Source organism: Phascolarctobacterium sp. (assembly GCF_030531065.1).
Classification (GTDB): Bacteria; Bacillota; Negativicutes; order Acidaminococcales; family Acidaminococcaceae; genus Phascolarctobacterium_A.
On record NZ_JAUNOQ010000007.1, the window covers coordinates 106,329 to 132,766 of the forward strand.

28 protein-coding genes and 1 pseudogene are annotated in these 26,438 nt (G+C 51.6%); 23 read left to right on the forward strand and 6 right to left on the reverse strand.

Annotated elements, in window-relative coordinates; translation table 11 throughout:
• The 11 genes and pseudogenes from hisD (at nt 1) to Q4E64_RS06420 (ending at nt 8,713) form a co-directional block, all read left to right on the forward strand.
• A complete protein-coding gene (gene hisD, locus Q4E64_RS06370) occupies nt 1–1,350 on the forward strand; it encodes a histidinol dehydrogenase (RefSeq protein ID WP_303166915.1) in 1,350 nt (449 codons plus the stop codon).
• Nucleotide 1,351: 1 nt separating this feature from the next.
• On the forward strand, nt 1,352–2,557 hold the full coding sequence (locus Q4E64_RS06375) for a histidinol-phosphate transaminase (RefSeq protein ID WP_303166916.1): 1,206 nt from the start codon (nt 1,352–1,354) through the stop codon (nt 2,555–2,557).
• Nucleotides 2,554–3,138, forward strand: a complete 585-nt coding sequence (hisB, locus tag Q4E64_RS06380; RefSeq protein ID WP_303166917.1) for an imidazoleglycerol-phosphate dehydratase HisB — start codon at nt 2,554–2,556, stop codon at nt 3,136–3,138. The genes Q4E64_RS06375 and hisB overlap by 4 nt, the downstream gene beginning before the upstream one ends.
• Before the next feature lie 31 nt (nt 3,139–3,169).
• A complete protein-coding gene (gene hisH, locus Q4E64_RS06385; RefSeq protein ID WP_303166918.1) occupies nt 3,170–3,781 on the forward strand; it encodes an imidazole glycerol phosphate synthase subunit HisH in 612 nt (203 codons plus the stop codon).
• Nucleotides 3,778–4,506, forward strand: a complete 729-nt coding sequence (gene hisA, locus Q4E64_RS06390; RefSeq protein ID WP_303166919.1) for a 1-(5-phosphoribosyl)-5-[(5-phosphoribosylamino)methylideneamino]imidazole-4-carboxamide isomerase — start codon at nt 3,778–3,780, stop codon at nt 4,504–4,506. The genes hisH and hisA overlap by 4 nt, the downstream gene beginning before the upstream one ends.
• A gap of 1 nt (nt 4,507) precedes the next feature.
• Nucleotides 4,508–5,266: an imidazole glycerol phosphate synthase subunit HisF gene (gene hisF / locus Q4E64_RS06395; protein WP_303166920.1), complete on the forward strand. Its 759-nt coding sequence runs from the start codon at nt 4,508–4,510 to the stop codon at nt 5,264–5,266.
• A 33-nt stretch (nt 5,267–5,299) separates the two neighbouring features.
• A pseudogene (gene hisI / locus Q4E64_RS06400) lies at nt 5,300–5,605 on the forward strand (phosphoribosyl-AMP cyclohydrolase); the annotation flags it as partial.
• Nucleotides 5,606–5,791: 186 nt separating this feature from the next.
• Nucleotides 5,792–6,364: a tryptophan transporter gene (locus tag Q4E64_RS06405; protein WP_303166922.1), complete on the forward strand. Its 573-nt coding sequence runs from the start codon at nt 5,792–5,794 to the stop codon at nt 6,362–6,364.
• Nucleotides 6,365–7,237 (forward strand): energy-coupling factor ABC transporter ATP-binding protein, encoded by an 873-nt coding sequence (locus Q4E64_RS06410; protein ID WP_303166923.1) that lies wholly within the window; start codon nt 6,365–6,367, stop codon nt 7,235–7,237.
• Nucleotides 7,237–8,037, forward strand: coding sequence for an energy-coupling factor ABC transporter ATP-binding protein (locus Q4E64_RS06415; RefSeq protein WP_303166924.1), 801 nt, complete (start codon nt 7,237–7,239; stop codon nt 8,035–8,037). Before Q4E64_RS06410 ends, Q4E64_RS06415 begins: the two co-directional genes overlap by 1 nt.
• 1 nt (nt 8,038) lies before the next feature.
• Entirely contained in the window at nt 8,039–8,713 is a 675-nt protein-coding gene (locus tag Q4E64_RS06420) for an energy-coupling factor transporter transmembrane component T (RefSeq protein ID WP_303166925.1), read from the forward strand.
• 258 nt (nt 8,714–8,971) lie between these two features.
• On the opposite strand, the gene Q4E64_RS06425 is transcribed toward Q4E64_RS06420, so the two are convergent.
• Nucleotides 8,972–9,376, reverse strand: coding sequence for a type II toxin-antitoxin system VapC family toxin (locus Q4E64_RS06425; protein ID WP_303166926.1), 405 nt, complete (start codon nt 9,374–9,376; stop codon nt 8,972–8,974).
• Nucleotides 9,373–9,600 carry a type II toxin-antitoxin system Phd/YefM family antitoxin gene (locus Q4E64_RS06430; RefSeq protein ID WP_303166927.1) on the reverse strand — a complete coding sequence of 76 codons (228 nt, stop codon included), beginning with the start codon at nt 9,598–9,600 and terminating at the stop codon, nt 9,373–9,375. Before Q4E64_RS06430 ends, Q4E64_RS06425 begins: the two co-directional genes overlap by 4 nt.
• Nucleotides 9,601–9,606: 6 nt before the next feature.
• Between Q4E64_RS06430 and Q4E64_RS06435 the strand changes: the two genes are divergently transcribed.
• The 8 genes from Q4E64_RS06435 (at nt 9,607) to Q4E64_RS06470 (ending at nt 17,567) form a co-directional block, all read left to right on the forward strand.
• Nucleotides 9,607–10,671, forward strand: coding sequence for a hypothetical protein (locus Q4E64_RS06435; RefSeq protein ID WP_303166928.1), 1,065 nt, complete (start codon nt 9,607–9,609; stop codon nt 10,669–10,671).
• Nucleotides 10,672–10,673: 2 nt separating this feature from the next.
• The gene (locus Q4E64_RS06440; protein WP_303166929.1) at nt 10,674–11,792 is read left to right on the forward strand and encodes a hypothetical protein; all 1,119 of its coding nucleotides are present in this window, start codon (nt 10,674–10,676) and stop codon (nt 11,790–11,792) included.
• A gap of 55 nt (nt 11,793–11,847) precedes the next feature.
• Nucleotides 11,848–12,972, forward strand: coding sequence for a hypothetical protein (locus Q4E64_RS06445; RefSeq protein WP_303166930.1), 1,125 nt, complete (start codon nt 11,848–11,850; stop codon nt 12,970–12,972).
• A gap of 13 nt (nt 12,973–12,985) precedes the next feature.
• Entirely contained in the window at nt 12,986–13,906 is a 921-nt protein-coding gene (locus Q4E64_RS06450; protein WP_303166931.1) for a hypothetical protein, read from the forward strand.
• Nucleotides 13,907–13,919: 13 nt separating this feature from the next.
• On the forward strand, nt 13,920–14,810 hold the full coding sequence (locus tag Q4E64_RS06455; RefSeq protein WP_303166932.1) for an LPP20 family lipoprotein: 891 nt from the start codon (nt 13,920–13,922) through the stop codon (nt 14,808–14,810).
• Between the two features lie 310 nt (nt 14,811–15,120).
• Complete coding sequence (locus tag Q4E64_RS06460; protein ID WP_303166933.1) at nt 15,121–15,987, forward strand: DMT family transporter; 867 nt, start codon at nt 15,121–15,123, stop codon at nt 15,985–15,987.
• 69 nt (nt 15,988–16,056) lie between these two features.
• Nucleotides 16,057–16,191, forward strand: a complete 135-nt coding sequence (locus tag Q4E64_RS06465) for a hypothetical protein (RefSeq protein ID WP_303166934.1) — start codon at nt 16,057–16,059, stop codon at nt 16,189–16,191.
• A 149-nt stretch (nt 16,192–16,340) separates the two neighbouring features.
• Complete coding sequence (locus tag Q4E64_RS06470; RefSeq protein WP_303166935.1) at nt 16,341–17,567, forward strand: ATP-binding protein; 1,227 nt, start codon at nt 16,341–16,343, stop codon at nt 17,565–17,567.
• Nucleotides 17,568–17,656: 89 nt separating this feature from the next.
• Here the strand turns inward: Q4E64_RS06470 and trxA are convergent, their stop codons facing one another.
• The 3 genes from trxA to Q4E64_RS06485 all read right to left on the reverse strand — a co-directional run bounded on the left by trxA (nt 17,657) and on the right by Q4E64_RS06485 (nt 20,168).
• On the reverse strand, nt 17,657–17,962 hold the full coding sequence (gene trxA, locus Q4E64_RS06475; RefSeq protein ID WP_303166936.1) for a thioredoxin: 306 nt from the start codon (nt 17,960–17,962) through the stop codon (nt 17,657–17,659).
• Nucleotides 17,963–18,194: 232 nt separating this feature from the next.
• Nucleotides 18,195–19,073, reverse strand: a complete 879-nt coding sequence (locus Q4E64_RS06480; protein WP_303166937.1) for an NAD(P)/FAD-dependent oxidoreductase — start codon at nt 19,071–19,073, stop codon at nt 18,195–18,197.
• Nucleotides 19,074–19,076: 3 nt separating this feature from the next.
• Nucleotides 19,077–20,168, reverse strand: coding sequence for a mechanosensitive ion channel family protein (locus tag Q4E64_RS06485; protein ID WP_303166964.1), 1,092 nt, complete (start codon nt 20,166–20,168; stop codon nt 19,077–19,079).
• A 291-nt stretch (nt 20,169–20,459) separates the two neighbouring features.
• Between Q4E64_RS06485 and Q4E64_RS06490 the strand changes: the two genes are divergently transcribed.
• The 4 genes from Q4E64_RS06490 to Q4E64_RS06505 are packed head-to-tail and all read left to right on the forward strand — an operon-like array spanning nt 20,460 to nt 23,680.
• The gene (locus Q4E64_RS06490; protein ID WP_303166938.1) at nt 20,460–20,966 is read left to right on the forward strand and encodes a DUF456 family protein; all 507 of its coding nucleotides are present in this window, start codon (nt 20,460–20,462) and stop codon (nt 20,964–20,966) included.
• Between the two features lie 37 nt (nt 20,967–21,003).
• On the forward strand, nt 21,004–21,372 hold the full coding sequence (locus Q4E64_RS06495; RefSeq protein WP_303166939.1) for a VOC family protein: 369 nt from the start codon (nt 21,004–21,006) through the stop codon (nt 21,370–21,372).
• Nucleotides 21,373–21,420: 48 nt separating this feature from the next.
• Nucleotides 21,421–22,383 (forward strand): D-glycerate dehydrogenase, encoded by a 963-nt coding sequence (locus Q4E64_RS06500; RefSeq protein ID WP_303166940.1) that lies wholly within the window; start codon nt 21,421–21,423, stop codon nt 22,381–22,383.
• 25 nt (nt 22,384–22,408) lie between these two features.
• Nucleotides 22,409–23,680, forward strand: coding sequence for a CHAD domain-containing protein (locus Q4E64_RS06505; protein ID WP_303166941.1), 1,272 nt, complete (start codon nt 22,409–22,411; stop codon nt 23,678–23,680).
• 138 nt (nt 23,681–23,818) lie between these two features.
• Here Q4E64_RS06505 and Q4E64_RS06510 read toward each other — a convergent pair whose 3' ends face one another.
• Entirely contained in the window at nt 23,819–26,431 is a 2,613-nt protein-coding gene (locus tag Q4E64_RS06510; protein ID WP_303166942.1) for a DEAD/DEAH box helicase, read from the reverse strand.
• Nucleotides 26,432–26,438 lie beyond the last annotated feature (7 nt).

Consider the following 26,438-nt stretch of genomic DNA (forward strand, 5'->3'; position numbering starts at 1 on the left):
ATGCAGGTTACCGACGCCAGAAAAATGACTGCGGCAGAAATCGCCGCTTTGATGAAGAAAAAATCTTTCGACGAGGTGGAGCTGTCCCCGCGGATTCAGGCGGGCACGGACGCTATGTTCGGTCGGCACATGACCGCCGCCCAGGTGGTGGAGCAGATTGTGGCCGATGTGCGCGCCGAAGGCGACGCTAAATTATTTTATTACACCCGGCTGATCGATAAGGCGGAGCTGACGCCGGAAAATATCCGCGTCACCGAAGCGGAATTTGCCGAAGCCGAAGCCATTGTGAAGCCGGAGGTGAAGGCCGCGCTGCAGCGGGCCGTCGCCAACGTCATGAAATTCCACGAGGAGCAAATGCCCAAAACCTGGCTGACCAACCGTCCTTACGGCTCGTTGCTGGGGCAGAAGGTGACGCCGGTGGATTCCGTGGGCATTTACGTTCCCGGCGGCACCGCCGCTTACCCTTCGTCCGTGATGATGAACGCCTGCCCGGCGAAGGTGGCCGGCGTGCCACGTATCGTCATGGCCGTACCGCCCGGAAGGGATGGCAAGGTCAACGCTAACGTACTGGTTACGGCCAAGCTTATCGGCGTGACCGAAATTTATAAAATGGGCGGCGCTCAGGCGGTGGCTGCGCTGGCCTTCGGCACGGAAACCGTACCGAAGGTGGAAAAAATCACCGGCCCCGGCAATATTTTCGTCACGCTGGCGAAAAAAACCGTCATCGGCCATGTGGATATCGATATGTTGGCCGGACCCAGCGAAATTTTAATCGTGGCCGACGACAGCGCCGACCCGGTTTATCTGGCCGCCGATTTATTAAGCCAGGCGGAGCACGACCCGCTGGCTTGCGCTATTTTAGTAACGGACAGCGAGCGGGTGGCCAATGCCGTAGCCGAGGAAATTGAAGTGCAGCTGGACAAGCTGCCCCGTAAGGAAATCGCCGGAACGTCGCTGGCCCAGGCCGGAAAAATTATTTTGGCCAAGGATTTGGCCACGGTAATCGAAATGGCTAATTTATCCGCGCCGGAGCATTTGGAAATTATGACCAAGGCTCCCTTCGAGGTTATGCCTTACATCCGCAACGCCGGAGCTATCTTCATGGGCGCTTATTCGCCGGAGCCCTTGGGCGATTATTACGCGGGACCCAACCATGTGCTGCCCACCGGCGGCACGGCTAAATTCTATTCCGTGCTCAACGTGGAAACCTTTATGAAAAAAACCAGCATTATCGCTTATACGGCGGAGGCTCTTTTCGCCGCCGCCGACGATATCATTACTTTAGCGGAGGCCGAGGGCCTCGAGGCTCACGCCAACGCTATCCGCAAGCGCGTAGGCAAGGAGAAATAAAATGCAAGAGTTTTCTGTACGCAAAAGCATCGAGTCAATGGAGGAATACGCCGTAGAAAGCGTAGCCGCCGACATCATCGTCAACGCCAACGAAAGCAATTACCCGCTGCCGGAGGAGGTGGCCGCCGCCATAACGGCGCGCACGGCTCACTTTCCCTTTAACCGCTATCCGCCGATTAAGGGCGAAAATTTATGCCAGACTATTGCCGACGAGCTGGGAGTGGACGCCGATTGCGTCAAAGTCGGCAACGGCTCCAGCGAGCTGCTGGAAAAAGCCTGCTACGTTTTCGGCGGGCCCGGCAAAAAAATCGCCGTGCCCTGGCCCTCTTTTTCCATGTACGGTGAATACGCCGACCTCAGCGAAAGCGAAACGCTGCGCTATCCGCTGACCGAGGAAGGCTATGTGGACGCGGACGCGGTCATCGCTTTGTGTAAGGAGCAGCAGCCGTCGCTGCTCATCGTCTGCAATCCCAACAACCCTACGGGCAATTACAACAGCCTGGCCGCGATGGAAAAAATTATCGCCAACGTGGACTGCCCCGTAATTATGGACGAGGCCTATATGGAATTTGCCGACGGCAAGGAGCTGCCGCCCAACGATATGCGGCCGCTGAACAAGCTGTGGCTGGTGGCCGGTTCCACCATGAGCCTTGTGGGGCGCTACGGTAATCTTATGGTCTTTCGCACCTTTTCCAAGGCTTACGGTCTGGCGGGGCTGCGCTGCGGCTACGCCGTGGGCGCGGCGGGTTTGATGCGCCAGCTGGGCAAGGCGCTGCTGCCTTACCACGTCAACGCTTACAGCCTGATGGCGGCGAAAACCGTTTACGAAAATAAAGAGCTGTACAAATCGCGCATTAAGCTGATCCGCGAGGAGCGCGACAAAATGGCGGCTTATATGCAAAAGCTGGGGCTGCGGGTGTGGCCCACGGCGACGAATTTCGTGCTGTTGCGGGCCGAAGGTCGGCTGATGCAGCAGCTGGCGCAGCTGTATGCCGCTAGATACGGCGACGGACTAAGCGAGCAGGCTGCCAGCGGCAAAATGCTTTTTAAATATTTGCTGCAAAACAGTATTTTAGTGCGCGATTTTACCGGCCATCCAGTGCTGACGGGCTGCCTGCGCATTACCGTGGGCCTGCCGGAGGAAAATAAACGGATTCTGGCCTGCCTGACGGAACTGTGCATCGACGCGGAGGGAGGTAAGCTATGAGAAGCGGTACGGTAGAACGCAAAACTTTGGAAACCGGCGTCAGCGCGGAATGGTGCCTGGACGGCAGCGGCAGCTGCGACGTCAATACGGGCATCGGCTTTTTTGACCACATGCTGACCCTGCTGGCCAAGCACAGCTTCAGCGATTTAATGGTGCAGGCCGCGGGCGATCTGGACGTGGACAGCCACCATACGGTGGAGGACTGCGGCATCGTGCTGGGGCAGGCCTTAAAGGAAGCCGTGGGCGATAAGGCGGGCATCCACCGCTACGGCAACTGCTTTCTGCCCATGGATGAGGCGCTGGTGCAGGTGTGCCTTGATTTCAGCGGCCGCCCCTATTTAGTTTTTGACGCCGATATTCCCAAGGTGCAGCTGGGCATTTACGACGCGGAAATGACCGAGGAATTTTTCCGGGCCGTGGCCGTTAACGCCGGGCTGACGCTGCACATCCGCGTGCTTTACGGCAAAAATACCCACCATATAATTGAAGCTATTTTTAAGGGCTTCGCTAGAGCTTTAGCCGAGGCCGTGGCTCTGGACAGCCGCGTCCACGGCGTTATGAGCAGCAAGGGCAGCCTGTAGGAGAAATAAACTGTTTAAGGAGAACAGCTTAATGAGCAATAAAATTACGATTATCGATTACGGCATGGGCAATCTGTACAGCGTCAGCAACGCCGTTGCCGCGGTGGGCGGCGAGCCGGTGGTAACCCAGGACAGGGACGTTATCGCCGCTGCCGAAAAAATTATTCTGCCGGGTGTGGGCGCTTTTGGCGACTGCATGGCCAATCTGCAAAAATCCGGGCTGATTCCCGTTATTATGGACGCTTTGCACGGCGGCAAGCCCTTTTTAGGCATTTGCCTGGGGATGCAGGTGCTGTTCGAGGGCAGCGACGAAGCTCCCGGAGTGGCAGGGTTAGGCTTTTTTAAAGGTCAGGTAAAATATTTGAGTACCGCTTATAAAATTCCGCACATGGGCTGGAACCGGCTGGCCTTGCGCAGCCCGTCGCCGTTAATGACAGGTGCGGAGGGGCAGTACGTGTATTTCGTCCACAGCTTTCACTGCGTGCCGGAGGACGCGTCGCTGGTTACGGCGGTCTGCGATTACGGCATGGAGGTTACGGCTTCCGTTGGACGGGGCAATGTGCAGGCCTTTCAATTTCATCCGGAAAAATCCAGCCGGGCAGGCATGAGCCTGCTGCGGGCTTTTAAGGAGTGGAATTTATGATTATTTATCCTGCTATCGATATTCGCGGCGGACGCTGCGTGCGTTTGACCGAAGGGCGCTTCGACGCCGAAACTGTTTTTGCCGACGACCCGGCGGAGATGGCTCTTAAATGGGCCGCTTGCGGCGCGCAGTGGCTGCATTTGGTGGATTTGGACGGCGCTTTGGCCGGCGAGGGCAAAAATTTGCCTGTCATTGAGCGCATTCTGCAAAGCGTTAAGCTGCCGGTGCAGCTTGGCGGCGGCATCCGCAATATGCAGGCCATCGACAAGCTGCTGACACTGGGCGTGCAGCGTGTTATTTTAGGCAGCGCGGCGGTGAAAAACCCAGAGCTGGTGGCCGAAGCCTGCCGCCAATACCCCGGCCATATTGCCGTGGGCATCGACGCGAAAAACGGCGACGTAGCCATCGAGGGCTGGGGCCGGGGCAGCGGCGTGCCCGCTGTGGAGCTGGCCAAGCAGATGGCGGCTTACGGCGTGGATAAGATTATTTTTACGGATATCAGCCGCGACGGCATGTTGAGCGGCGTTAATGCGGAGGCGACGGCGGCTTTGGCCCGCGCCTGCGGCATAGAAATTATCGCCAGCGGCGGCGTGGCCTCGCTGGAGGATATCCGCCGGGTGAAGGCGGTGGAAGCAGACGGCGTAACGGGCTGTATTATCGGCAAGGCCATTTACACCGGCGCTGTGGATTTGCGGGAAGCTTTGGCTTTGGCGAAGGAGGAATAGCATGCTGACGAAAAGAATTATTCCTTGCCTGGACGTGAAGGAAGGGCGCGTGGTGAAGGGCACCAATTTTGTGGGACTGCGCGACGCCGGCGACCCGGTGGAGCGGGCTGCGGCTTACGACGCGGAGGGAGCCGACGAGCTGGTGTTTTTGGATATTACGGCTACCTTTGAGGAGCGCAAGGCCATGCTGGACGTGATCCGCAAAACTGCGGGGCAGGTGTTCATGCCCCTGACCGTAGGCGGCGGCATCGGCAGCGTGCAGGATATCCGCAACGCTTTGCTGGCCGGGGCCGATAAGACCTCGCTGAATTCGGCGGCGGTAAAAAATCCCCAGCTGATTGCCGAGGGCGCGCGCATTTTTGGCAATCAGTGCATTGTGCTGGCTATCGACGCCCGCCGCTGCGGCGAAAATAAATGGGAGGTTTACGTGCAGGGCGGCCGCAAGCCTACGGGTATCGACGCGGTGGAGTGGGCCAAGCGGGGCGTAGCCCTGGGCGCAGGCGAAATTTTGCTGACCAGTATGGACGCCGACGGTACGAAAAACGGCTACGATATTCCGCTGACGAAGGCCGTGAGCAGCGCGGTCAACGTGCCCGTTATCGCCAGCGGCGGCGCGGGACGGCTGGAGGACTTTTACGACGTGCTGGCCGAGGGGGGCGCGGACGCCGTGCTGGCAGCTTCGGTCTTCCATTATAAAACCTTTACCATCCGTCAGGTTAAGGAATATTTGCGCAGCCGCGGCGTCGAGGTCCGGTTATAAAACGCGCTGCCGTTTAGCAAGGAGGATATGCTGATGGAGATAGATATTTCACAGATTAAGTTTGACGCTAAGGGTTTGGTGCCGGCCGTGGTGCAGGATGTGAAAACCAACGCCGTGGTGATGCTGGCGTATATGAACGCGGAGTCGCTGCGCAAAACTATGGCGACAGGGTATACCTGGTTTTGGAGCCGCAGCCGTCAGGAGCTGTGGAACAAGGGCGCGACCAGCGGCAATTTACAGAAGGTGGTGGAGCTGCTTTACGATTGCGACGGCGACGCCATTTTGGTGAAAGCGGAGCAAAGCGGCGTAGCCTGTCACACGGGGGCATATTCCTGCTTCCATAATGAATTGTGGAAAAGCAAATAAATTTGTATTTATGTAACAAAAATAGACGCTTGCCGTTGCCTGCGGCGTCTATTTTTATTTTTTGCGATACAAAACGCCAGTCTTATAGTATAATTAAAACGTCTATAATTTTTCGCGATTATAAAATGCAATCCATTTTGGCAAAGAGAGGCGTTATTTATGAATGAAAAAAACAAGCCCGTGCCGCAGCTTATCGAGGTGGAGCCCATGCAGGAGGGCTACCGCTGGGTGGCGATTACCGCTATGCTGCTGGCCATCGGCATTATTCTGCATACGGTGAGCCCCAATGTGGGCGGCGTGACTCCTAACTGGACTATCGCTATGTATTCCATCGTTATCAATCTGACGCGGCCCAAGCTGACCCAGGCTATCGGCATCGGCTTTATTGCGGGGCTGACGCTGGTGCCCTCGTCCAAATCTGCCTTTCCCCTGGGAAATGTGGCCAGCGAGCTGGCGGGCGCGACGGTTTGCTGCCTGCTGGTGCGGGCCATGTTCAGCGCCGGCTTGGGCGAATGGAAGCTGCGCCCGTTTGTTACGGGCTTTTTGGCGACAATGACAAGCGGCGGCCTTTTTACTTTTATTTTGAAGTTAGTGCTGGGGCTGCCGCTGCACGTGTGGATTTTCGTTATGCTGCCAGTTGTCGCCGTCGTCGGTCTGCTCAACGGGCTGATAACCTTTTTCCTGTACGCGCCGGTGCGTAAGCTGTTTTATGTGCAGGAGGGAGGCAAGTAAATGGAAAGCGTCATCAAGCTGCAAAATTTTTATTTCGCTTATAAATCCTCCGCCGTCCTGGCGCTTCGGGATATAAATTTGGAAATCAAAAAGGGAAGCTTTACCGTAATTACCGGGCCCAGCGGCGCGGGCAAGACCACGCTGTGCAAGGCGATTACTGGCATCGTGCCCTATTACATGGGCGGGCGCTACAGCGGCGAGGTAGAGGTGCTGGGCGCAAGCACGAAGGGCAAGCGCGTATCCGATTTGGCTATGCGCGTGGGCTTTATTATGGAAGATTACGAAAGCCAGCTGGTATCGCTGACTGCGGGCGAGGAGGTGGCCTTTGCGCTGCTGAACCACGGCTTTGCGCCGGAGGAAATTGCCGAGCGCACCAGCCGCGCTTTGGAGGACGTGGGTTTGCCGGGACGCGAAAGTTATCAGCTCGACGAGTTGAGCGGCGGGCAGCGGCAGCGTTTGCTGTTGGCGGCGACGCTGGCCGTGCATCCGGAAATTATCGTGCTGGACGAGCCTGTTTCGGCCATGGACCCGGACGGCGCGCAGTCGCTGTATAAATTGGTTTACGATATTCATAAGCGCTACGGCACGACTATCGTAGCGGTGGAGCACCGCATGGATTATTTGCTGCCCTACGTTACCGATATGATTGCGCTCAAGGAGGGCGAGGTGGCGGCTGCCGACGCTTTTGAGGCCGCCGCACCCAAAATGTACGAGGATAAGGCGCTGCGCCCGCTGCTGCCGGCTTTGTGGCAGATTAAGCTGGGGCTGGAGGAAAAGCTGTCGTTGGATTTGGGCGATTGGCGCAGCGAGCGGGACGCGCTGGCAGATTTTAAAACCTATGGCATTGTTGCGAAAGAAGGGAGGGCTGACTGATGCTGGAGGCTAAGGACGTGAATTTTGCTTACCTGCGTGGGCAGCCTGTAATTAACGATATGGACTGCCTGATTAACGACGGCGAATTTGTGGCGCTGCTGGGGCATAACGGCAGCGGCAAAACGACGCTGAGCCGTTTGTTTATGGCGCTGTGCCATCCGCGCAGCGGGCAGGTGCTGGTGGACGGGGAGGATATTGTGAAGTGCGAGCCCGCCGATTTGGCCGATAAAATCGGCTATGTATTCCAAAATCCCGATTTGCAGATTTTGGAGGACACGGTTTTCGACGAGGTGGCTTACGGACCCCGCGCCAAAAAGCTGACGGAAGAAACCATTAAGCGGCAGACACTGGAGGCACTGGACGCTATGGGCCTGACGGAGCTGCAAAAAGAATATCCACGCCTGCTTTCCTTCGGGCAAAAGCGCCGTTTGGGCGTGGCCGCGGCCTTGGCGCTGAACCCGCGTACTTTGATTTTAGACGAGATTACCAACGGTCAGGACGCGCTGGAAAAAGAAGGCATGATGCGCTATTTGCAGGCCATCAATGAAAAACGCGGCATTACTATCGTTTTGATTTCGCACGATATGGATATTGTACGGCGTTACGCTAAGCGCGCCATTGTGCTGCACAACGGCTGCAAGGTGTTCGACGGCACGCCGAAAAAACTTTTCGACGGCAGCCAGCCGGTAGAAGGCTGGGGCCTGCGCCGTCCGACGGTGGCGTCGCTGGCGGCGGCCCTGGGCGTGGACGCCGCTGCGCCCGAAGAATTTATCGACGCCGTTGGGAAGGAGGCGGAATGAGATGAAGCTGACTGCCTTTACAAAAATTATTGTGACGCTGGCTATCACCGCCTGGGTTTTTATCCTGCCGGTGGAAGCAGTGGCGACGATTTTGGTTTTGGAGCTGGCGCTGCTGCTGTACATCAAGCACGACCGCATGACCATGGCGGCGCTGGGCGGTTTGGCGGTGTTCACGGGCATGATGGTGCTGCTGCAGCTGCTTTTCGGTTCGCCGTTGGACGTGTCGCTGACCGGCGGCCTGCGTATGCTGGTTATGACCATCGCTTTTTTATGTTTGTTGGCCAGCACGCGCATTCAGGATATCGCTAAATCTTTAGTCGATCGTTTCCATATGCCGTGCGAGTACGCCTTTATGCTGACGACGGCGCTGCGCTTTGTGCCCAACTTTTTGACGGACAGCGAAATTACGCTGGACGCCCAGAGCTGCCGCGGCTATTCCAACCGTGGCAACGTCGTGAAGCGCTTTTTAGCGTATCTTGTCGTAATCCGACCGCTCGTTATGCGCGCGGTCGCCAAGTCGGAAACGCTGGCGCTGTCCATGGAACTCAAGGGCTTCGGCAGCAATACATATAAAAATATGCCGCGCGAGCCGCTCGGTTTCGGCGATTTTCTCGTGCTGCTGCTGGTAATCGTTTTGAGCGCCTATCCGTTCTGGAAGCAGATGCTGGCGGCGTAAAAAAGGTAGCGCGCTTTGCATAATGTTTTGTTACACCAGAGCGGGATAACTCTTAAAGTAGCAAAATATTTTCTCGTGGAATAAATGCTGCTGAAAAAATAAAAAAACTGTCGTCTGGAACGCTTCGCAGTAAAGTGCGCGGCGCTCGCAGACGGCAGTTTTTTTGTTAGTCGAGAGTTTTCCTTCTTAGGAAATAAAGAAAAATTTGCTTATCGCTTGTTGGTAGACTTGTAGCTTACGGGTAATAAAAATCTATACTTATACGCTTACTACGTTAGCTACGTCATAATCGTTTAAAAGATGGTCGTGCGTAATGAAAAGCATATTTTCGTCTAACGCCTGACAAATTAGCAAGCGGTCAAAAGGGTCTTTGTGCGGTGCGCTTTCTTGTTTACGCCGTAATTTTTTCAATAAAAATATCGGTTTGCAGTTTAATGGTAAGCATTTAAAACCGGAATCTTTACAATAACTAGCAAACTGCTCGCCGTCAATCGGTAATGCTTTTGGATGTGCCAAATGCTTTAACTGCACTTCCCAAACGGATATTATGCTAAAGTAAATATCGTTATCGGCGCATAAAATTAGCTCCTTTGTCGTTTCCGTCAATTCTTGATCATTTGTGATGGCCCAAAGTAAAATATGCGTATCTAATAATAGTTTCATAATTCTTCCTCAAACATATTTTCCACTTCTTCGTCCCATTTCATAAAATCCTTTGGCACTTTAAATTTACCGGCGGCAATACCTAAACGTTGCTTTACAGGCTGCGGAGGAATAAGAGTAATTTGAGCGACGGCGGTGCCGTTTCTGGCGATAATAATTACGTCTTCCTGGTTAGTCTCCAACATTCTAATTAGTTTAGATAAATCGTTCTTTGCTTCCATCATATTTACTTGCGTCATATCTATCCCTTCTTTCTCACAATTGTTAGCCTAACCAGCCTAACCGGCTTAGTTTTATTATATGTTATTGTTTTAAGGGATGTCAAGCGTATTATCCTCTTAAGATATATTGATGGAACGCTTTACTGGCGGCAGTCTTTTGTTAATCGTAATTTATTTTCTGTGACTAAGGCTTTCAATGCTATTGCCCGCGCGTCAGCGCGGCAAAAAAAGTCGCTCGACGCGACTTTTGTTTTACAGGGGGGGACGAGAGTATATAATATAAGTGCATTTAGCACTATCTATATTAAGGAGGAATTATCTATGATGAAAAAATTTGTTACTGCTGCCGTTGTCGCCGCTTTAGTCGGCGTTTCTTCTACTTGCCTGGCTGGGTTCGGCCTGCCGAAAATTGGCGGCGGTTCGAAAGCTCCCGCCGCTAGCGCGCAGGAAGAAAAGAGTGCGCCGGTGGATATCAGTAATATAACTAATAAACAAGTTGAAATTTTACGCTATACGTCAGGTGCTTTATATGCTCAAATAAGATCATTAGAGGTAGTGCGTGAAGCTTTGGGGTGCGCTGATCCTAAATTGGCGGAAGCAGCAAGCTCTTTAAAGGGTGGCTCTAATTCTAAACTGAAGAAGGCTAAGACAGTATTTGACAATTCGTCCAAAACATTATCGGAAGACGCTAAAAAAGCTGCGGCTGCCAATAAAATACAGGTAGACAAACTAGCCGGAGCAATCAAAACAGGTAAAGTATATCAACAAGCGGCTTTGGTAAACTACGGCTTTGTCGCTGCTCACGCACCGGCAGCTTTACAGGAAGCCGGCTCTGCTGTGAAGAATGTTGGTAAGGATATTAACGCCGTAAATAAAATAAATGGCGCCATCGCTACTTTTAAACTTGGTTCTGAATATGCTGCCGCTTCTCAAAAAGTAAATTCTGACTATAATCAAGCTGTTGGCGCTATGAAAACTGATTACGGCGTAACAGACGAAGCTATGGCCAATGCTCCTGCGCCGGATGTAACTAGCATCGCCGACGAATGCCTGGCTTTTGTAGATAAAAAATAATTATGAATACAATAAGGAAGCTAGTGTATGGGCTTCTGCTAGCGGGGGCTTGCGTTCTGGGGAGCGCAAGCTCTTTTGCTCAAGAAGCGCCGCAGATTTTATGGGACAGGCAAGCGATTGACGGCGTAGAATACAGAGAGCAGACTATTTTAGCCGGGCAAGAAGAACTTGCTGCCATAGGAAAAATGCTGGACGCCAGGCTGGAATATTTGCGTTCGGTAGGAAAGCTGCCATTCAAAACATTAGTAATCGACGGCTTTCAAAATAACGATGTGCAGAGCAAAATGGCGCAGGAAGATTACATTGCTTTAGTTCCGGTTGTAACCAGCGATTTGCATAAGAGCAAAGTAATTAACTATAAGAATTTGAATTACTATAGTTATACGGTACGTGCGGAGCTGAATGTTTTGCTGTGTACTTACGACGGCTCTAATTTAAAGATTCTCTATAATTTGCCGTTAGCTAATCAAGCTGTTTTAGGCGGTAGTTTAGAAGATGCTTTGAACGAACCGTTAGCTGATGATATTTTGAAAAAGCAGTTCGTATATAATATGGAACAACTGGTTGAGGAAGTAAGTTTTCCTGAACAGCTGACTAAGCAGCTTTCTGACCCATATTTACCGACATACCAAGTAAATAACGTAGAACTGCCAGATTCAGTTTTACAAAAATTTGGCGACGCATCGGAATTAAAAGCCGTGTTAGCTGGTACTTTTACCAATCAATATTCCGCTAAGTATCGCGATGGGATTGTACTGCCTAGTACGCTGAGCGGTACTGAATGGAAGAAAGCGGTCGTACAGCATTTGACGCCTTCGCTTAACGCTGGGGAATACGATCCGACGCAGGAAGCTGGCGGCGACGTTCCAATAAAAATCAAAGTAAACGATTGGAAAGTTGACGCAGGATTTGCTAGTCAATATAGCATTATGCTGGACGTAAAATCAATTACCGATTTAGAGGCGTACGTCGGCGCGAAAGAAACAAAACCGTTATGTAAAGCGCAATCTGTTTCCACTACGCGCCTTCCAAAAGATTTAGCGTTTAATGTGCAGATAAATTGGTTGGAGGTTTTCAACGACGCGGCTCTGGAGTTGGGCAACAGTATCAAAGCAAAATAATTTGAGCGGGTAGTATATGAAGAAAAGTATATTTTTTACACTTTGCGCATTGCTCTTGAGCAATATATTTTGCGCGCCGCCTGCCAGCGCGCAGCTCGTAACGGGCATGGCGTACATTGAAAACGGCAATGTGGTCAAAGCCAAAGAAGCGGCGCGGCGCGAAGCAATGCGTTCTTTTGTCGAGCAGCAAGTGGGCGTGAGCGTGAACGCTGAAAGCGAAACGGAAAATTTTTTGTTGGTGCGCGATCATATCGTTGCTAAGTCCGAAGGTTTTGTTATCGTGAAGAAAGTCGTTAAAGAAAGCAACGACGGCGTGTATTTTACGGTAGTGTTGGATTTGGAAGCGGGAGCTAAGCCGATAGCTGCGGCGCAGATGGACGTTAAAACTATGTTAGGCGCGCTTGACCGCAACAGCTCGCGCGGCAGTATGGATATTGCTATTACGGACGAAAATGCCGACGCAACCTGGGATTGGAGCAGCTATATGGTAGCGGCGCTCAAGAGTCAGGGCTTCGGTAGAATTAAACGCAACGACGCTATCTTAAATTTTTTAGGCAGCGGGAATAATTTGCGCATGAATAAGCTGCAGCTATATCCGGAACTGCGTCGTATTGGCAGAATGGAAGGCACGGGAGCGAAAGCGATTGTGCGCGGCTCGCTGCGCCTGGCGCGGCCTGCGCAAGCTGCCAATAACGCTTACGTGGCTACGGCGCAGGCGGCGATTGAAATTATCGGCTACGATTCTAACAATGTAGACGCTATGACGCGCTACGCTACGGCTGTGGGCATGACTGCGGACGAAGCCGAAGCGAACGCCAAAACTTTAGCGCTGGAAGAAACAGCGAAAGGTTTGGCAGAACAAGCCGCCGTTACCGTGCAATATGAGGAGCAGGGCGGCAAACGCGAAATTGAAACCGTTTTTGTTTTCCAAAATCTTTATGATAAAGTAGGCGACAGCGAAACGATTTTGGCTGCGTTGGAAAGTGCTAACTGCGAAGTGGACAGGAGCGTTTTCGGCGCAGATAATAGCTTTAGCGTCGCAGTTTATACGCAGGAATATAATAAGCTGCAAGACGTTGTTCGCGCTGTTTTGCAGCAATTACGTTCCAATTATCCTAATGCTATCAACGAAGACAGCGGCGATATCGGCGCGACTAAAACTATTATCAGATTGAGGTGAGGCGATGTTGGAGTTGAAAAAAATATTGTTGGCTCTGGTTTGGCTTTTGTTGCCTTTGCAAGCTTTAGCTGCTGATAACGCAAATGCGCCTCACGAACAACAAACTTCGGGTTATTCCGTCGCTATGGTTAAGAGCTGCGGCGTAGCGCTGGCTATCGGCGACGGCGATAACATTAAGCAAAACGCTTTGCAAGACGCTAAACAAAAAGCGGTGAAGAAAGCGGCGGCCAGGTTTATCGCTCCCAGTGAAGGGAAAGAAAGCCTTTATCAGCAAATAGTAGCGGATTACGATTTGTATATCGAAGGCGACGTGCAGATTTTGAAATTGCAAAAGGTAGAAGGGAAACTCTTGGCGTTTTGTAATGTGCCGGTAAATTTTCAAATGATAAATGAAAATATAAAGCAAAAAGTTACGACGCTACAAAAAGAAAACCGTCGCGACAAAGCAATCTTTTTAGTGCGCGTCGTCGATATGCCGGATATTTTGCGACGGCAGGATATTAAGGCCGAAGTTTTGACGCGTTATGAAGAAGCTTTTAAACAGTATAATTTTAAAGCTTTGGGCAGCGACGCGGCAGGCAGCCAGATAATGACGATGTTGGACGCGGTAGACGGTATGCAACAGGATCTAGCCTACGCGGCGTATCGCGAGCAGATTGTGCGGGACACGCAGCAAATGCCGGAACTTAATTTGGTCGTCGTGGGCGAAATAAAAATAACACAGGCCAGCGAATATGCGGACGGCACGGCTTATGCGGAAGCAGTTCGTTTGTTGCAGGACGGTTATCGACAGATAGGAAGCTTTAGCGACACTTACAGCGCTACTAGGCATGATTTAGGACAAGCCGTAGAATTTGTCGCTCAAGCCGCCGCCGTCAGGTCGGCTAAATATTTGGCGGATATGACGTATAATGATTGGCAAAAACTTAATTAGGGAGGGAAATTTTGTGAAAAAATTAGTAATGGCATCTGTTTTAAGCATGGCGTTCAGCGTAGGTATGGCAATACTGCCGGAGGCGCATATTTCGGTGGTACCAAGCGTGAAGGTAGCGTTGGCGGAACAAAGTCAGGAGGTTATGACGGCGGACGGTTACGGCGCTATGCCTGCGAATATGCCGCTGCCGCGCGCGAAGATGATGGCCAGACGCGCGGCTATTATGGACGCCCAACGCAATCTGATTGAAATAATTAAAGGCGCACAAGTGGACGCCGAATCTTCAATGGATATGTATTTGCTGCAGAGCGACGTAGTAAAAACTAAAGTCAGCGGCATGATTAAGGGCGCAGCGGTAGTAAGTGAGGGTTTGGAAGACGGCGGCTATCATGTAGTAATGTCCGTTCCTATGTATGGCGTGGGGTCTGTAGCCGACGCGGCTATTACCGCTAAATTAGGCGATAACCCGCCTGCGCCTACTCCTGCTCCGGCTCCGTCCGCTCAAGCCGTTAAAGAATACGAGCCTGCTCCGCAAGCTAATATTGGCGGCGGGTATACAGGCTTGGTAATCGACGCTAAGGGCAGCGAATTAGTACGCACTTTTTGTCCTGCGATTTACGACGTTAACGGTCGCGCCATTTACGGCGTGCAAAACGTGGATAAGGATTACGCTATCTCCCACGGCGTTGTAGAATATGCCGAAGGCGCGGATAATTGGCAGGGTATCGGACTCGGTACGACGCGCGCGGGCAGCAATCCTTTGATTGTAAAAATCGTCGGCTTGCAGGAACGCGCAACTAACAAATGCGACGTAATTATTTCCGTGGAAGAAGCCGATAAAATTTTAATTGAAAACCAGCGCTCCGGTTTCTTAAATAGTTACGCAGTTGTTTTTGAAAAGTAAAAGAGCGCAAGCCGCGCGCTTTGCCTGCGGCGTGACGTCGCTGTGAGGCGCAGAATGAAAGTAAAAACGTAAAATAAAAAAGACTGCCGCAAGGAAAATTCCCGTGTCAAAACGACATTGGATAATCCTTGCGGCAGTTTTCCTTTCTTGTATAGCAGCCATACAGTTCCTAAAATTTTTTGCGAGGGTGTATTGTAACAATACAGCGCTGCATATGATATAATAAGGCTTAAAGAAGCCTGCGCTGTGGCGCGTTAGTTGGTTACGGTATTTTTGCGCGGCGCTGGAGTAAAAAGTGCGGAGAAAGTAAATGAAGCGATTAGCTATCGGTATGATTCTTTTACAAAGCGTAGTTTATGGCATTTTAGATCCGTTTTCAAAATTGGCGTATCAGGTTATGCCGATTTACAGCTTTTTGGCGGCGCGGTATTTGCTGGCGACGCTGTTCATGTTCGCGTTTTGGGGTAAAAAAATTCGGGACGAACTTTGCCGCGTATCCTGGCGGCATTACATAATTCCCTGCCTATGTATGTCGGTAGCTTTTATTGTCAGCAATACGGGCTTAAAATATACGTCGGTGGCGAACGTCGCTTTTATTCGCTCGCTGACAGCTTTAGTGGCGCCGTTACTGTTATGCGTCTTTTTTCATAAAAAATTTGGCGCGCGCACATTATTGGTGCTCGTGGGTGTAGCAGTAGGACTATATTTTTTGTGTGTGGAAAACGGCTTGGGGCAAGTAGGGCGCGGCGAGGTTTATGCGTTTATTTCGACAGTGCTGGTAGCGGCGGCGCTGGTTTTCGGCGCGGACTCTTTGCATTACATCAGCGCGATTACGTTATCCTGCATACAATCCTTCGGCTCTATTTGGGTGTGCCTGCTGGCGGGATTTGCGAACGACGCTCTGGCTTCGACCGATTGGAATTTGTTACGGCGTCCGGATATTGGCGGCACGCTGGTATACGCCGCCTTGGCTTGCACTGTGGGCGGCTATTTGCTGCAAAACGTAGCTCTGGAATATATTTCCGCTAAGCTTGTGGGTATATTGCAATGCACTTATCCGATTGTCACTGCGGTAGTAGCTTACGTAGTGCTTGGGGAAATGCTGTCGCCTTTGGGTATGTTGGGAGCGGCGTTGATTTTGCTGTGCGTAATTATTGAAAGCTTGGGGCGCGAATAAACGTCGCGCAGGAATGCGAAGGACGCTATCCGCAGGGCGCTAGATGATGGCAAACGCTACGGCTATACGTTGGACGAATACCGTTACTCCTTCGTAGAAAAATTTTATCCTACGGAATTTGCGAAAACGTCCAAAGGAGCGATGCGCGTAAGCAGGAACTTTAACTTGAAGGATATTTTGGGCGTAGAAGCGTTGCCGCGGTAGAAGAAATCGCAAAGGCGCTGAGACATTAAAGGCCGCTCTTTGGGAAGCAGAGCGGCCTTTGCGCGGAGTGTTACACTGATTGACACAGCCTGATATTTAGGATAAAATAAAGTAGACTTTACTTTATCCTAAAGGCGGAGGGCGATATAATGAAATATTTGGAGCGCACATTGGAACGCAAATTCTTACGCATGAGTTCTTTTTTTAAGGCTGTTCTTGTAACGGGCGCAAGGCAGGTTGGCAAGACAACAATGCTAAAGCATTTGGCCGCGGAGCAGGCGCGTACTTATGTTTCTATGGATAACATTATGGCGCGGACGCTTGCAAAATCTGATCCAGTATTGTTTTTTCAAACCTATAAGCCGCCAATTATTATTGATGAGATACAGAAAGCGCCGGAACTATTTGAACAGATAAAAATTATGTGTGATGAAAGCGCAGAACGCGGGAGATTTTGGCTGACCGGCTCACAACAATACAATATGATGAGAAATATCCGTGAAACCTTGGCCGGAAGAGTTGGAATTTTGGAACTTTACAGCCTTTCAAAGAACGAGGTGGAAGGATTGCTTTTTCCTAACGAGCTTGATTTTTCACTTCCTTGTTTTTTGCAAAGACAATCGCTTGTGAAAAAGAATGATATTGTGGATGTGTTTGAACATATCTGGCGCGGAGGTATGCCGGACGTGTTACTGGCAGATGCGGAACAAAGGCAGGAATACTTTAATTCCTATATTGAAACCTATCTCATGCGTGATGTATCTGAAGCAGGCGCAATTACGGATACGGTTCGTTTTCGCAAATTTTTGAGTGCTTGCGCCGCGTTGGTTGCGGAACAAGTTAATTATAAGACATTGGCAGACGCAGCGGAAATATCACAGCCGACAGCTAAGGAATGGGGACGGTTGCTGCAAGGCTTAGGTATTATCTATTTGTTGCAGCCTTATGCCAACAATGAGCTGAAACGTCTTACTAAAACGCCGAAGCTATATTTTTGCGATACGGGATTATGCGCTTATTTGTCGATGTGGCTTACTCGAGACACTCTGATGAACGGAGCGGCCAGCGGGCACTATTTTGAAAATTACGTAGTAATTGAATTGCTCAAAAATTTTGCTTATGCGCCTTCTAAGGCTACTCTGACCTATTATCGGGATTCTAACGCCAAAGAGATAGATGTGTTTGTGGAACAAAATGGCGTAATACATCCTTTGGAAATAAAAAAATCCGCCAATCCGGATCGGCGAGAAGTTAAAAAGTATGAACTGCTTGATAAGGTAAATGTGGAGCGCGGCAGTGGAGGTATTATCTGTATGTGCGAGGAAGTCATTCCGATTGACGCTAAAAACTGTTTCATCCCTTGCAACTTAATTTGAAAAAGGACTTGTAATTCTCAAAACATCAACGCCGCCGGGCGGACGCAGATGAAAAGCGTTTTGCCGGGCGGCGTTTTTGATTTGCAGTTTTATTCCGTCAACGCGGCCAGCGCTTGCTTGTCGTGCAGGCCGACGGCGGATTTAACCAGCTTGCCGTTTTTGAAAACCAGCAGCGAGGGAATGGACATGATGCCGAATTTTTCGGCGAGCTCGCCGTTGGCGTCCACGTTTACTTTAGCGACCTTCACTTCGGGATGCTCCGCCGCGAAGGCTTCTAAAATCGGGCCCTGCATGCGGCAGGGACCGCACCATTCCGCCCAAAAATCTACCAGGACGGTTTTGTCGCCGGCGAGTACTTCGTCCGCAAAATTAGCGGCTGTGATTTCTAATGCCATGATGATTCGCTCCTTTCGAAAAATAAATATTAGTAATGCGAAGCGATTATATATTTTGTCGCTCAATCGCAATTTTCGACGCGCCTTGCGCGCAGAACCATAACAAAATTTCGGTAAAATTTGTTAGCGGCAAGCCATGACCGCGTACCCTCATTTTTATGGTTCTATTTGCTTATGTGCTAAAATTGCTATTCGCTTTAAGATATAATAATCGCTTTTGGCATTTATGATTTTATTTTGCGACGCTTTGCGCGCGGATAAATTTCAGCGCGGCGAGCCCGGCGCGCGCTCCTTCGTGGACGGCTTTGGCGACTTGCATAAGGCCGCCGGTGCAGTCGCCTGCGGCGAACAAGCCGGGGATATTGGTCGCGCAGTTTTCGTCGATGCGGATAAAGCGACCGTCGAGCTGTGCGCCCAGCTTGCGGGCCAGGTCGGCGCTGTCCGCCGTGCCCAGCGCGATAAAAAGTCCGTCGACTTCCAGCTCGCTGCCGTCGGCGAAGCGCACGCTTTGCAACTTGCCTGCTCCCGTCAGCGCCGCTAAGGGCTGCGCGATGGCGGCGAAGCCCGCCTGCTTGACTAAGCTGTCGTCCTTACCGTTGGTAAGCACGGTTACGGATTTCGCCAAATGCTTTAAATATTCCGCTTCGTGCAGGGCGTACGCGCCGCCGCCTGCGACCGCCACGCGCTTGTTGCGGAAGAAAAAGCCGTCGCAGACGGCGCAGTAGCTGACGCCCCTGCCTTCCAGTTCCGTAAGGCCGGGCAGGTCGAGCGTAATATTTTTCGTGCCGGTGGCGAGAATGAGCGCGGGCGCGGTCAAGGCTTCGCTTGCGTTTTTCAGCGCCAGCGTAAAAGCGCCGGTATATTCTACGCCCACAACTTCGTCCTGGATAATTGTCGCGCTCAGATTACGCGCTTGTTCCAGCCCTTCGGCGTAAAGCTTCAGGCCGCTGGCGGCAGCGCCGTAATAATTTTCAATCTTATGGGCGCGGCCTAAGGCTCCCGGCCCGTTTTCGATAATAGCGGCGCGGATGTTGGCGCGGCACAAATAAAGCGCCGCCGATACTCCCGCGGGTCCGCCGCCGATGATAATAACCTGGAATGGTTCTGTCAATTTTCAGACCTCCTTGTTCGCAGTCTGCGGCTGCTTTTGCTGCTCCGGCTCCTCGACCGGCGGCGTTTCCAGATAAACGCTGCGGCTGGGGAAAGCGCAGCTGACGCCAGCTTCTTCCAGCAGCTTCATCATTTGCAAATTGATTTCCTGCAAGATATTCAGATATTCGCCGTGGTCGCCGGTGCGGGCGTAGCAGGTGACGCGCACGTCCAGGCTGCTTTCGTTATAGGCGACGAAGTGTACGCGCACGTTGTCGCCGTAAATTTTAGGATTGTTTTGCAGATAATTTTTTATTTCGTCGACGACGTTTTCCATTTGCTCCGCCGTAGTGCCGTAGGTCAATCCTAAAGTAAAATCGACGCGGCGTTTTTCACGCAGGGTGAAATTTGTGATGGGCGTATTGCTGAGCAGCGAGTTGGGAATGTAGACGAGCTCTTGCGGAAAAGTGCGGATACAGGTGCTGCGGAAAGAAACTTTTTCCACGACGCCTTCGATACCGTTGGCCATAATCCAATCGCCGTTTTTAAAAGGTTTGTCCAATATGATAATCAGGCTGCCGAACACGTTGGCCAGCGCGTCCTTGGCGGCGAAAGCCACGGCTACGGAACCGATACTTAAAGAAGCGATAAAGCCGCTGATATCGTAATTCCATTCCCGCGCCACGGTGACGAAGCATAATACGACGATGATGAGCCGCAGGACGGTGGAAAAAATGTTGGAAAGAGATTCCTCCGAGCGGATGCCGGCCTTTTCCAGCACGTCCAGCATAATGCCGTGGGTGGTGTCGCTGACGTTGTAGCAGCCCCAGAAAAAGCTGAGCACGATGGTGCTGCGCAAAATGCGGTCGACGATTTGCAAATTGTTCAGCGAAGCGATGGGCGCTAAATTGATAGCGGAATAAAAGGCGATGACGAACAGCACCACGTTGATGGGATGCTCGAAGGCGTTAAGCAGGTCTTCGCCGTTTTTAAAGGAGATGATGTTGTTGATGCGGTGCAGCAGCTTTAAAAGAAAATGCTTATAAATATAACGCAGCAGCGTAAAAAAGCAAAAGGCGCTGATGGACGGGTACCAGGGTTGAATAGTAACTAGCATTTCGTTCACAGGGGCATACCTCGTTTCCTAGTAATCTTGTTCCTTAATTTTAACATTTAAACAGGTTATAGACAACGATTTTGCATTTATTTCAAATTCTTGTGACAGATAGTTGCTCTAGAAAATTTTGCGATGTGGTATAATGTCTATACACAGCGATTCGCAAGCCGTAGGCGCAGCGAGAGCTGATGTATAACATATACCTGTCACCCGGCGATTGGCGAGCCGCAGGCGACGACAGAGCCGTGGTAAACACGGTATAATGAATAAAATAAACTTTTGGAGGCGACTATGGACTTCGCTGTTGAAAGAGGTTTGGCCGCTTTTGTCGCGGTACTGGGACCTTTGCTGACGATTTTTGATTTGCCCGGCAATACGCTTCTACTATTGACGGGGTTAGGCTTTGCTTTTTTTAATGAGAATATATATTTCAGCGGGCGGCTGCTTTCAGCTATGATTTTGATTTACGCTTTGGGCGAAGCGTGGGAATTTTGCGTGTCGCTGTTTGGCATAAAAAAACAAAAGGTGTCCTGGCTGGCGGTGTTCTTAATCGGCGCGGGCGGCTTTATCGGTACGGTGCTGGGCACGGCGCTGCTGCCGATTCTGGGCTCGATTATCGGCGGCATGATGGGCGCGTCGGCTATGGCCTTTATGTACGAATTGGCGCGGACGGGCGTCCGCAGCGACGCGCTGCACCTGGCGTGGGAAGCGGCGAAGATGCGCTTTCTGGCTTTGATTGGCAAGCTGGCCGCAGGTATCGCGCTGGCGGCGCTGTTAGTTAAGCAGGTATTTTTTTAAGCGGCTCAGACCGCAATTAGCATACGAGGTGAGAATTATGAAATTTACTTTTGCGCACAATAATTTTAACGTCCTGGATTTGGAAAAAAGTCTGAAATTTTATGAGGAGGCTTTGGGGCTGAAGGAGGCGCGCCGCAAAGAGGCGGCCGACGGCAGCTTTATTTTGGTTTACCTGACGGATGGGGAGACGCCCCATCAGCTGGAGCTGACCTGGCTGCGCGACCGCAAGGAGCCTTATAATCTGGGCGAGAACGAATTTCATCTGGCGTTTGTGGTTGAAGATTACGCGGCGGCTCACGCCAAGCATCAGGAGATGGGCTGCATTTGTTACGAAAACCCGGCGATGGGAATTTATTTTATTGCCGACCCTGATAATTATTGGCTGGAGATTCTGCCGAAAAAATAAACCGGGCCGGATGTTTGGCAAAGAGAAATTTACGACGGAGGCGGTATTATGAATTTGCAGGAATGCACTGTGTTGGCCAGCGGCAAAATGCGCCAATGCGCTTATGATAAATTGAATGACGCCGTGCGGCTCATCGGCTGGCAGCAGGGCGGGCGTATGCCCAAATTGCAGTTTGAAGCCGCGCTTGCCGAAGCCGACGCGCTTTATTCGACGGGCAACTTGCGCATCGACGGCGCTTTGCTGGCTAAAGCGCCTAAGCTGAAAGTAATTGCGCAGGCTTCGGTGGGCTATGATAATATCGATGTGGCGGCCTGCGCGGCGCGCGGCGTAGCCGTCGGCAATACGCCGGGCGTGCTGGTGGACGCCGTGGCTGATTGGGCTTACGCTTTAATTCTGGACAGCGCGCGTAATTTAGTAAAAGCCGCAGCGCACGTCAGGAGCGGCCTGTGGGGCGAGCGCAAACCTTTCGGTTTGACGACCGATTTGGCGGGCAAAACTTTGGGCATCGTCGGCATGGGCGATATCGGCAGCGCGGTGGCGCGCCGGGCGCAGGCCAGCAAGATGCAGGTCGTTTACCACAACCGGCGTCAGCGCGGCGACGACGCGCAGCTGGGCGTAAAATATGTTAGCCTGGACGATTTGCTGCGGCAGGCGGATTTTATTCTTTTGGCTGTGACGTTGAATCCGTCGACGCAAAAAATGATTGACGCGCAGGCTTTGGCTAAGTGCAAGCCGGGAGCGCGTTTGATAAATATCAGCCGCGGCGGCGTGGTGGATACGGAAGCTTTGTATGAAGCGTTAAAGAGCGGGCGGTTGGCTTACGCCGCGCTGGACGTTACCGACCCCGAACCTTTGCCGGGCGAGCATAAGCTGCTGACGCTGCCCAATGTGACGGTAACGCCCCACGTTGCCAGCGCGACTGCCGAAACGCGCGACGCGATGGCGCTGCTGACGGCGGAAAATATTTTCGCGGGCTTGCAAGGGAAGCCGCTGCCCGCGCAGGTAAGGTAGGTGAACGGCTGGCGTCTGCCGCGCTATGAGTAATAATAAAGGAAGAATTTGCCTGCACGGTTTGGACGTTAAGCACCAGGCGCAGCTTTTGGGACTGGTGAAGAAGGCGTTGCCCGCCCATACCGTTAAGCATAAAGTTAAAGAAAAATATTTCAGCGATAACGATATGTATAAATATCGCTTGGCGCGTTTTATGCCGAAAGCTGATAACGGCGCGCGCGTCTGCTGCGCCTGGGGCGTGCTGCTGGTCAGCGATAAGCCTGTCGCGGCGGCGGATATCATTATCGAGTTCGACAGACGGCGGGCGGAGGCTGCCGCCGAGGTAGAGCGGCTGCTGGCGAAGCTTTTGAGCGGCAAGCTGCAGTTTGTCGTGGAGGAGCCGGATTTTTCACAGCGCCTGGACCAGCTGCGCGGTTGTTACGCTTTGGACAAGCAGGACGATTACGATACGGATAACGCCGCGTCGGCCTTGGTCTGCCATTTGCCGTGGCAGGTGTACGGCGTGAGCAAGCTGTGGGCGCAGGTGCTGGCCAGCGGCGGCGAGCGTCCGTTGTGGCGGCAGCTGCGCGTTAAGCTGCGCCGCCTGCGTTCGTCGCTGACGTTTTTTAAACCCTTGCTGCCGCCGGAAGCTGCGCAACAATGGCAGCAGCTCTTGAAGGAACGGGCGGCGAGATTATCCGCAGTGCGGGAGTACGACGTTTTGCTTTTGGCTTGCTCGCGCTTGGGGCAGAACCAGGAGCAGGAGGCCGCGCCGCAGCTGACGGCCTGCTTGCGGAGTTTGCGGCAGGAAGAACTGGGCAAGGCGTTGGACGGCGTGCGCCTTAACGAGCTGACGCTGGAATTGGCGCGCTTCTTGCTGTGGCTGCACACCGCGCCTGCGGAAGAAGGGCGGGCTTTGGAAACATTTTTGCGTCGGCGTTTTGCCGTTTGGGTTGATAAGCTGTTGCGGCTGCCGGAAAAATATCCCGACCTGCGCGATATGGAACAGCTGCACTGCATCCGCATTAAGCTCAAGCGTTTTCGTTACGCTTTGCAGACCGTGCCGGAGCTGGCGGCTTCGCCGCGGCTTTTGCGCAACGTAAAATATTTGCAAGATATGCTGGGATTTTTGCACGACGCTTACGTCAATGGCGCTCGCCTGAACGCTTTGGCGGCGGCGCATCCGGAATTGCGCTGCGAAGCGGCGCTGCTGCGCGGTTGGGACCGGGGCAAGGCGGACGCCGCGTTGGAACGCTTGCCGCGCCAGTGGGAAGAATTTACCGAGCTGCTGCGCGACTGGGCCAAAGAAAATTTATAGCAAAGCAAAAGCGTAAGCTTGGGGTACAGCCAGGCTTACGCTTTTGTTATGTGCGGTTGGCAAAATATACGACGGTTTATAAAGCAGCCCTTGCTGCAAGGATTGATAATATTCTTCGCTTTTTAATTGTGCAGCGCATTATAATTTGGCAATAACATTTGCAAACTCATCTAAGTTATACGAACCGTCGAGCTGCAAACCGTTTTGGGCAAAGACCATTAAATAACGATAGTCGCGTCCCGCCGCTTCCTGCCATTTGCGGCCTAAAAGCAATTTGTTGCGGCTGTCTTCGTTCGCCAAATGCTCGCCTTTAGCTTCAATCAATAATAATTTACCGGTTTTGGTGAACGCCATAAAATCGGGATAGTGCTTGATAAAGCCGTTGATGCAAAATCCCTGACGTTCGCTGATTCTGTGCCACCAAACTATATTATCGTTGCTGATAATCACATCCAGCACTTTGCGTTCCAGTTCGTTCATGTCGTCTTTTTCCGCTTCATAAAGCGATTTGGGAAGCGCGTCGATAAAATTGATGGGCGTGATGAAATCCGGCAAGACGTAGTGCTCGCAGCATTCTATTTCGCCCGCGTCCATAAGTTGCGCAAATTTTCTTTTGCTATAGGCCGCAGCAAGGGAATCAATCTTTTCCCGTATTTTTTTGACGTAAAATTCCTTCGACGTCAGCAGGGCCGTAAGGTCGTCGTTGTGCAAACCGGCGACGACGCGGCGGACATAATCTTTAATTTCCGCGCTTTCGTAAGCGTTGTTGTGATTGATGATGTCGCAAATAGCGCCTATGCAGGTTTCAATTTGCCTATCCTGCGGCAGACTGTCGAGATACGCGCGCAATTTTTGCTTATCGCTTTGCGTAACCATTCTGTATTGCGGCACGGCTTCGCCGCTTTTTGCTATATCTACGGAATACATTTCGCCGGATGCAAATTTAAAATCTACGTTGGCGTCCTGCCCTGTAAGGCAAAAGCCGTCCAGCAGGTTTTCGGGCTCCAAATATACATAAGTGTTATTGTCAAACAAATCCGGCTCGGATTTTATGCAGAATTGAGGAATGTGCAGTCCTTTAGCCGTAATAAGGTTGTCGTCTCTAATTTTAAACCTGCGTTGCATTTGCGCTTCCTCCCCTTGCATAAAATCCGCAGAATTATTTTCTGCTTCGTATTCCTGCGTTTGCCGTTCTGCCTGCGCTTCCATTTCCTGCCAGCGCGCGTTGTCCTGGCGAGCGGTGTCGACTTGTTCTTTGACGCTCTGCGGCGAAACATCGGCAAAATTATCTGCCGTGTCATCGCCGTTTTCTTGTGACGGTTCGATAAATAAATTCTGTTGCTCGGTACGCGCCTGCTCCTGCGACTGCGTTGCGCCGTCGCTGCCTACGCGGTAATCGCTGCGGCTAAAGCCCGCGCCGTTAAGCCCGGCTACAATGCTGTCCAGTGTGCGGCGAAAATCGTTGGAACAGCTAAAAACGTAGGAAGAATTTAAAAGAAAATGCTGCCGTTGCCTTGCGTAAGGCTGACGCAAAACGCGCCCTAAGATTTGCTCTACGTCGACGGACGAAGTTTTATTAGCCAACGAAGCGAGAATGTAAGCGAAAGGGCAGTCCCAGCCTTCTTTCAGCGCGTTGACCGTAATAATATAACGCACGGGGCAATCTTTGCTAAGCAAATCGATGCTTTTCAGCTCGTTCTTTTCGCTGGTTTTGATGGCGATTTGTTCCTGCGGTATACCTATATCCAAAAGGATTTCTTTAATTTTATCGAAAGTCGTATTGTCATGATTATTTTTGGGCTGCGCCTGGAATAAAACGATGGGGCGGATATAGTCGCCCGTCGCCGCTTCTTCTTCTAAAGCTTTTTGTTCCAGTTTGCCGCGGAATTGGATAGCGTCGGCGATTACGCTTTCACGACTGTTGCGCTTATAAACGATAACGGGCAGCTTGACCATGTTTTCGTTTTTTAAAGCCCGCGCGTCGACATAGGATAGAACATTGCTGTTTTTTCTGGGCGTAGCGGTTAATTCTAAAATAAAAGACGGATAAATATTTTGCAGCATTTCTACGCTTAAAGGAGAGGTCGCGTTATGACTTTCGTCCACAACTACTACAGGACGCAGATGGCGCAGAACTTGGATGAGCGCAGTTTCCGGCGTGCCTGCCAGCAAAATATCGTCGTCTTTATAAAAAGCGGCGAAGCTCGCCAAATTACCGTTTTCCTGATAAATTTTCCTGTCGCAGCGGCGGTCGGAATTGATGCGCAGCGAATCGAAGCTTAATACGCAAACCGTAAGTTGACTTTGCAAGGCGTCTACCGAAAAATTCTGGCCGCTCAAAAGCATATTTTTATCTAATACCTGTACTCTGCCGCCAAAATCTCTATCTAAAAATTGTTTGTAGGGGTGGCCAGGCGCGCGCAAATTTTTCAGCGTTTGCTCCAAAATGGCGTCGGACGGCGTCAGCCAAACTACCAATTTGGGCTTTTCCTGCGGCATAAAATTGAAGATGGGCTTAATCGCGTTGCAGGCCAAAAAAGTTTTGCCGCCGCCCGTCGGCACTTTTAAGCAGACTGCGGGCGCGCCCTCGACAATATTTTTATACGCAGGCGCGCCGCCTGGCGCGACGGCGATATCTTTTTCCTGCCAATAAATTTTCCAGGCGTCTGCCAAATTCGCGCCGCTATGCAAACTGCGCAGATAGCTTTGCAAATCTTCTATTACTTTTTTCTGGTAAGTTTTTAATTCCATATTCTGC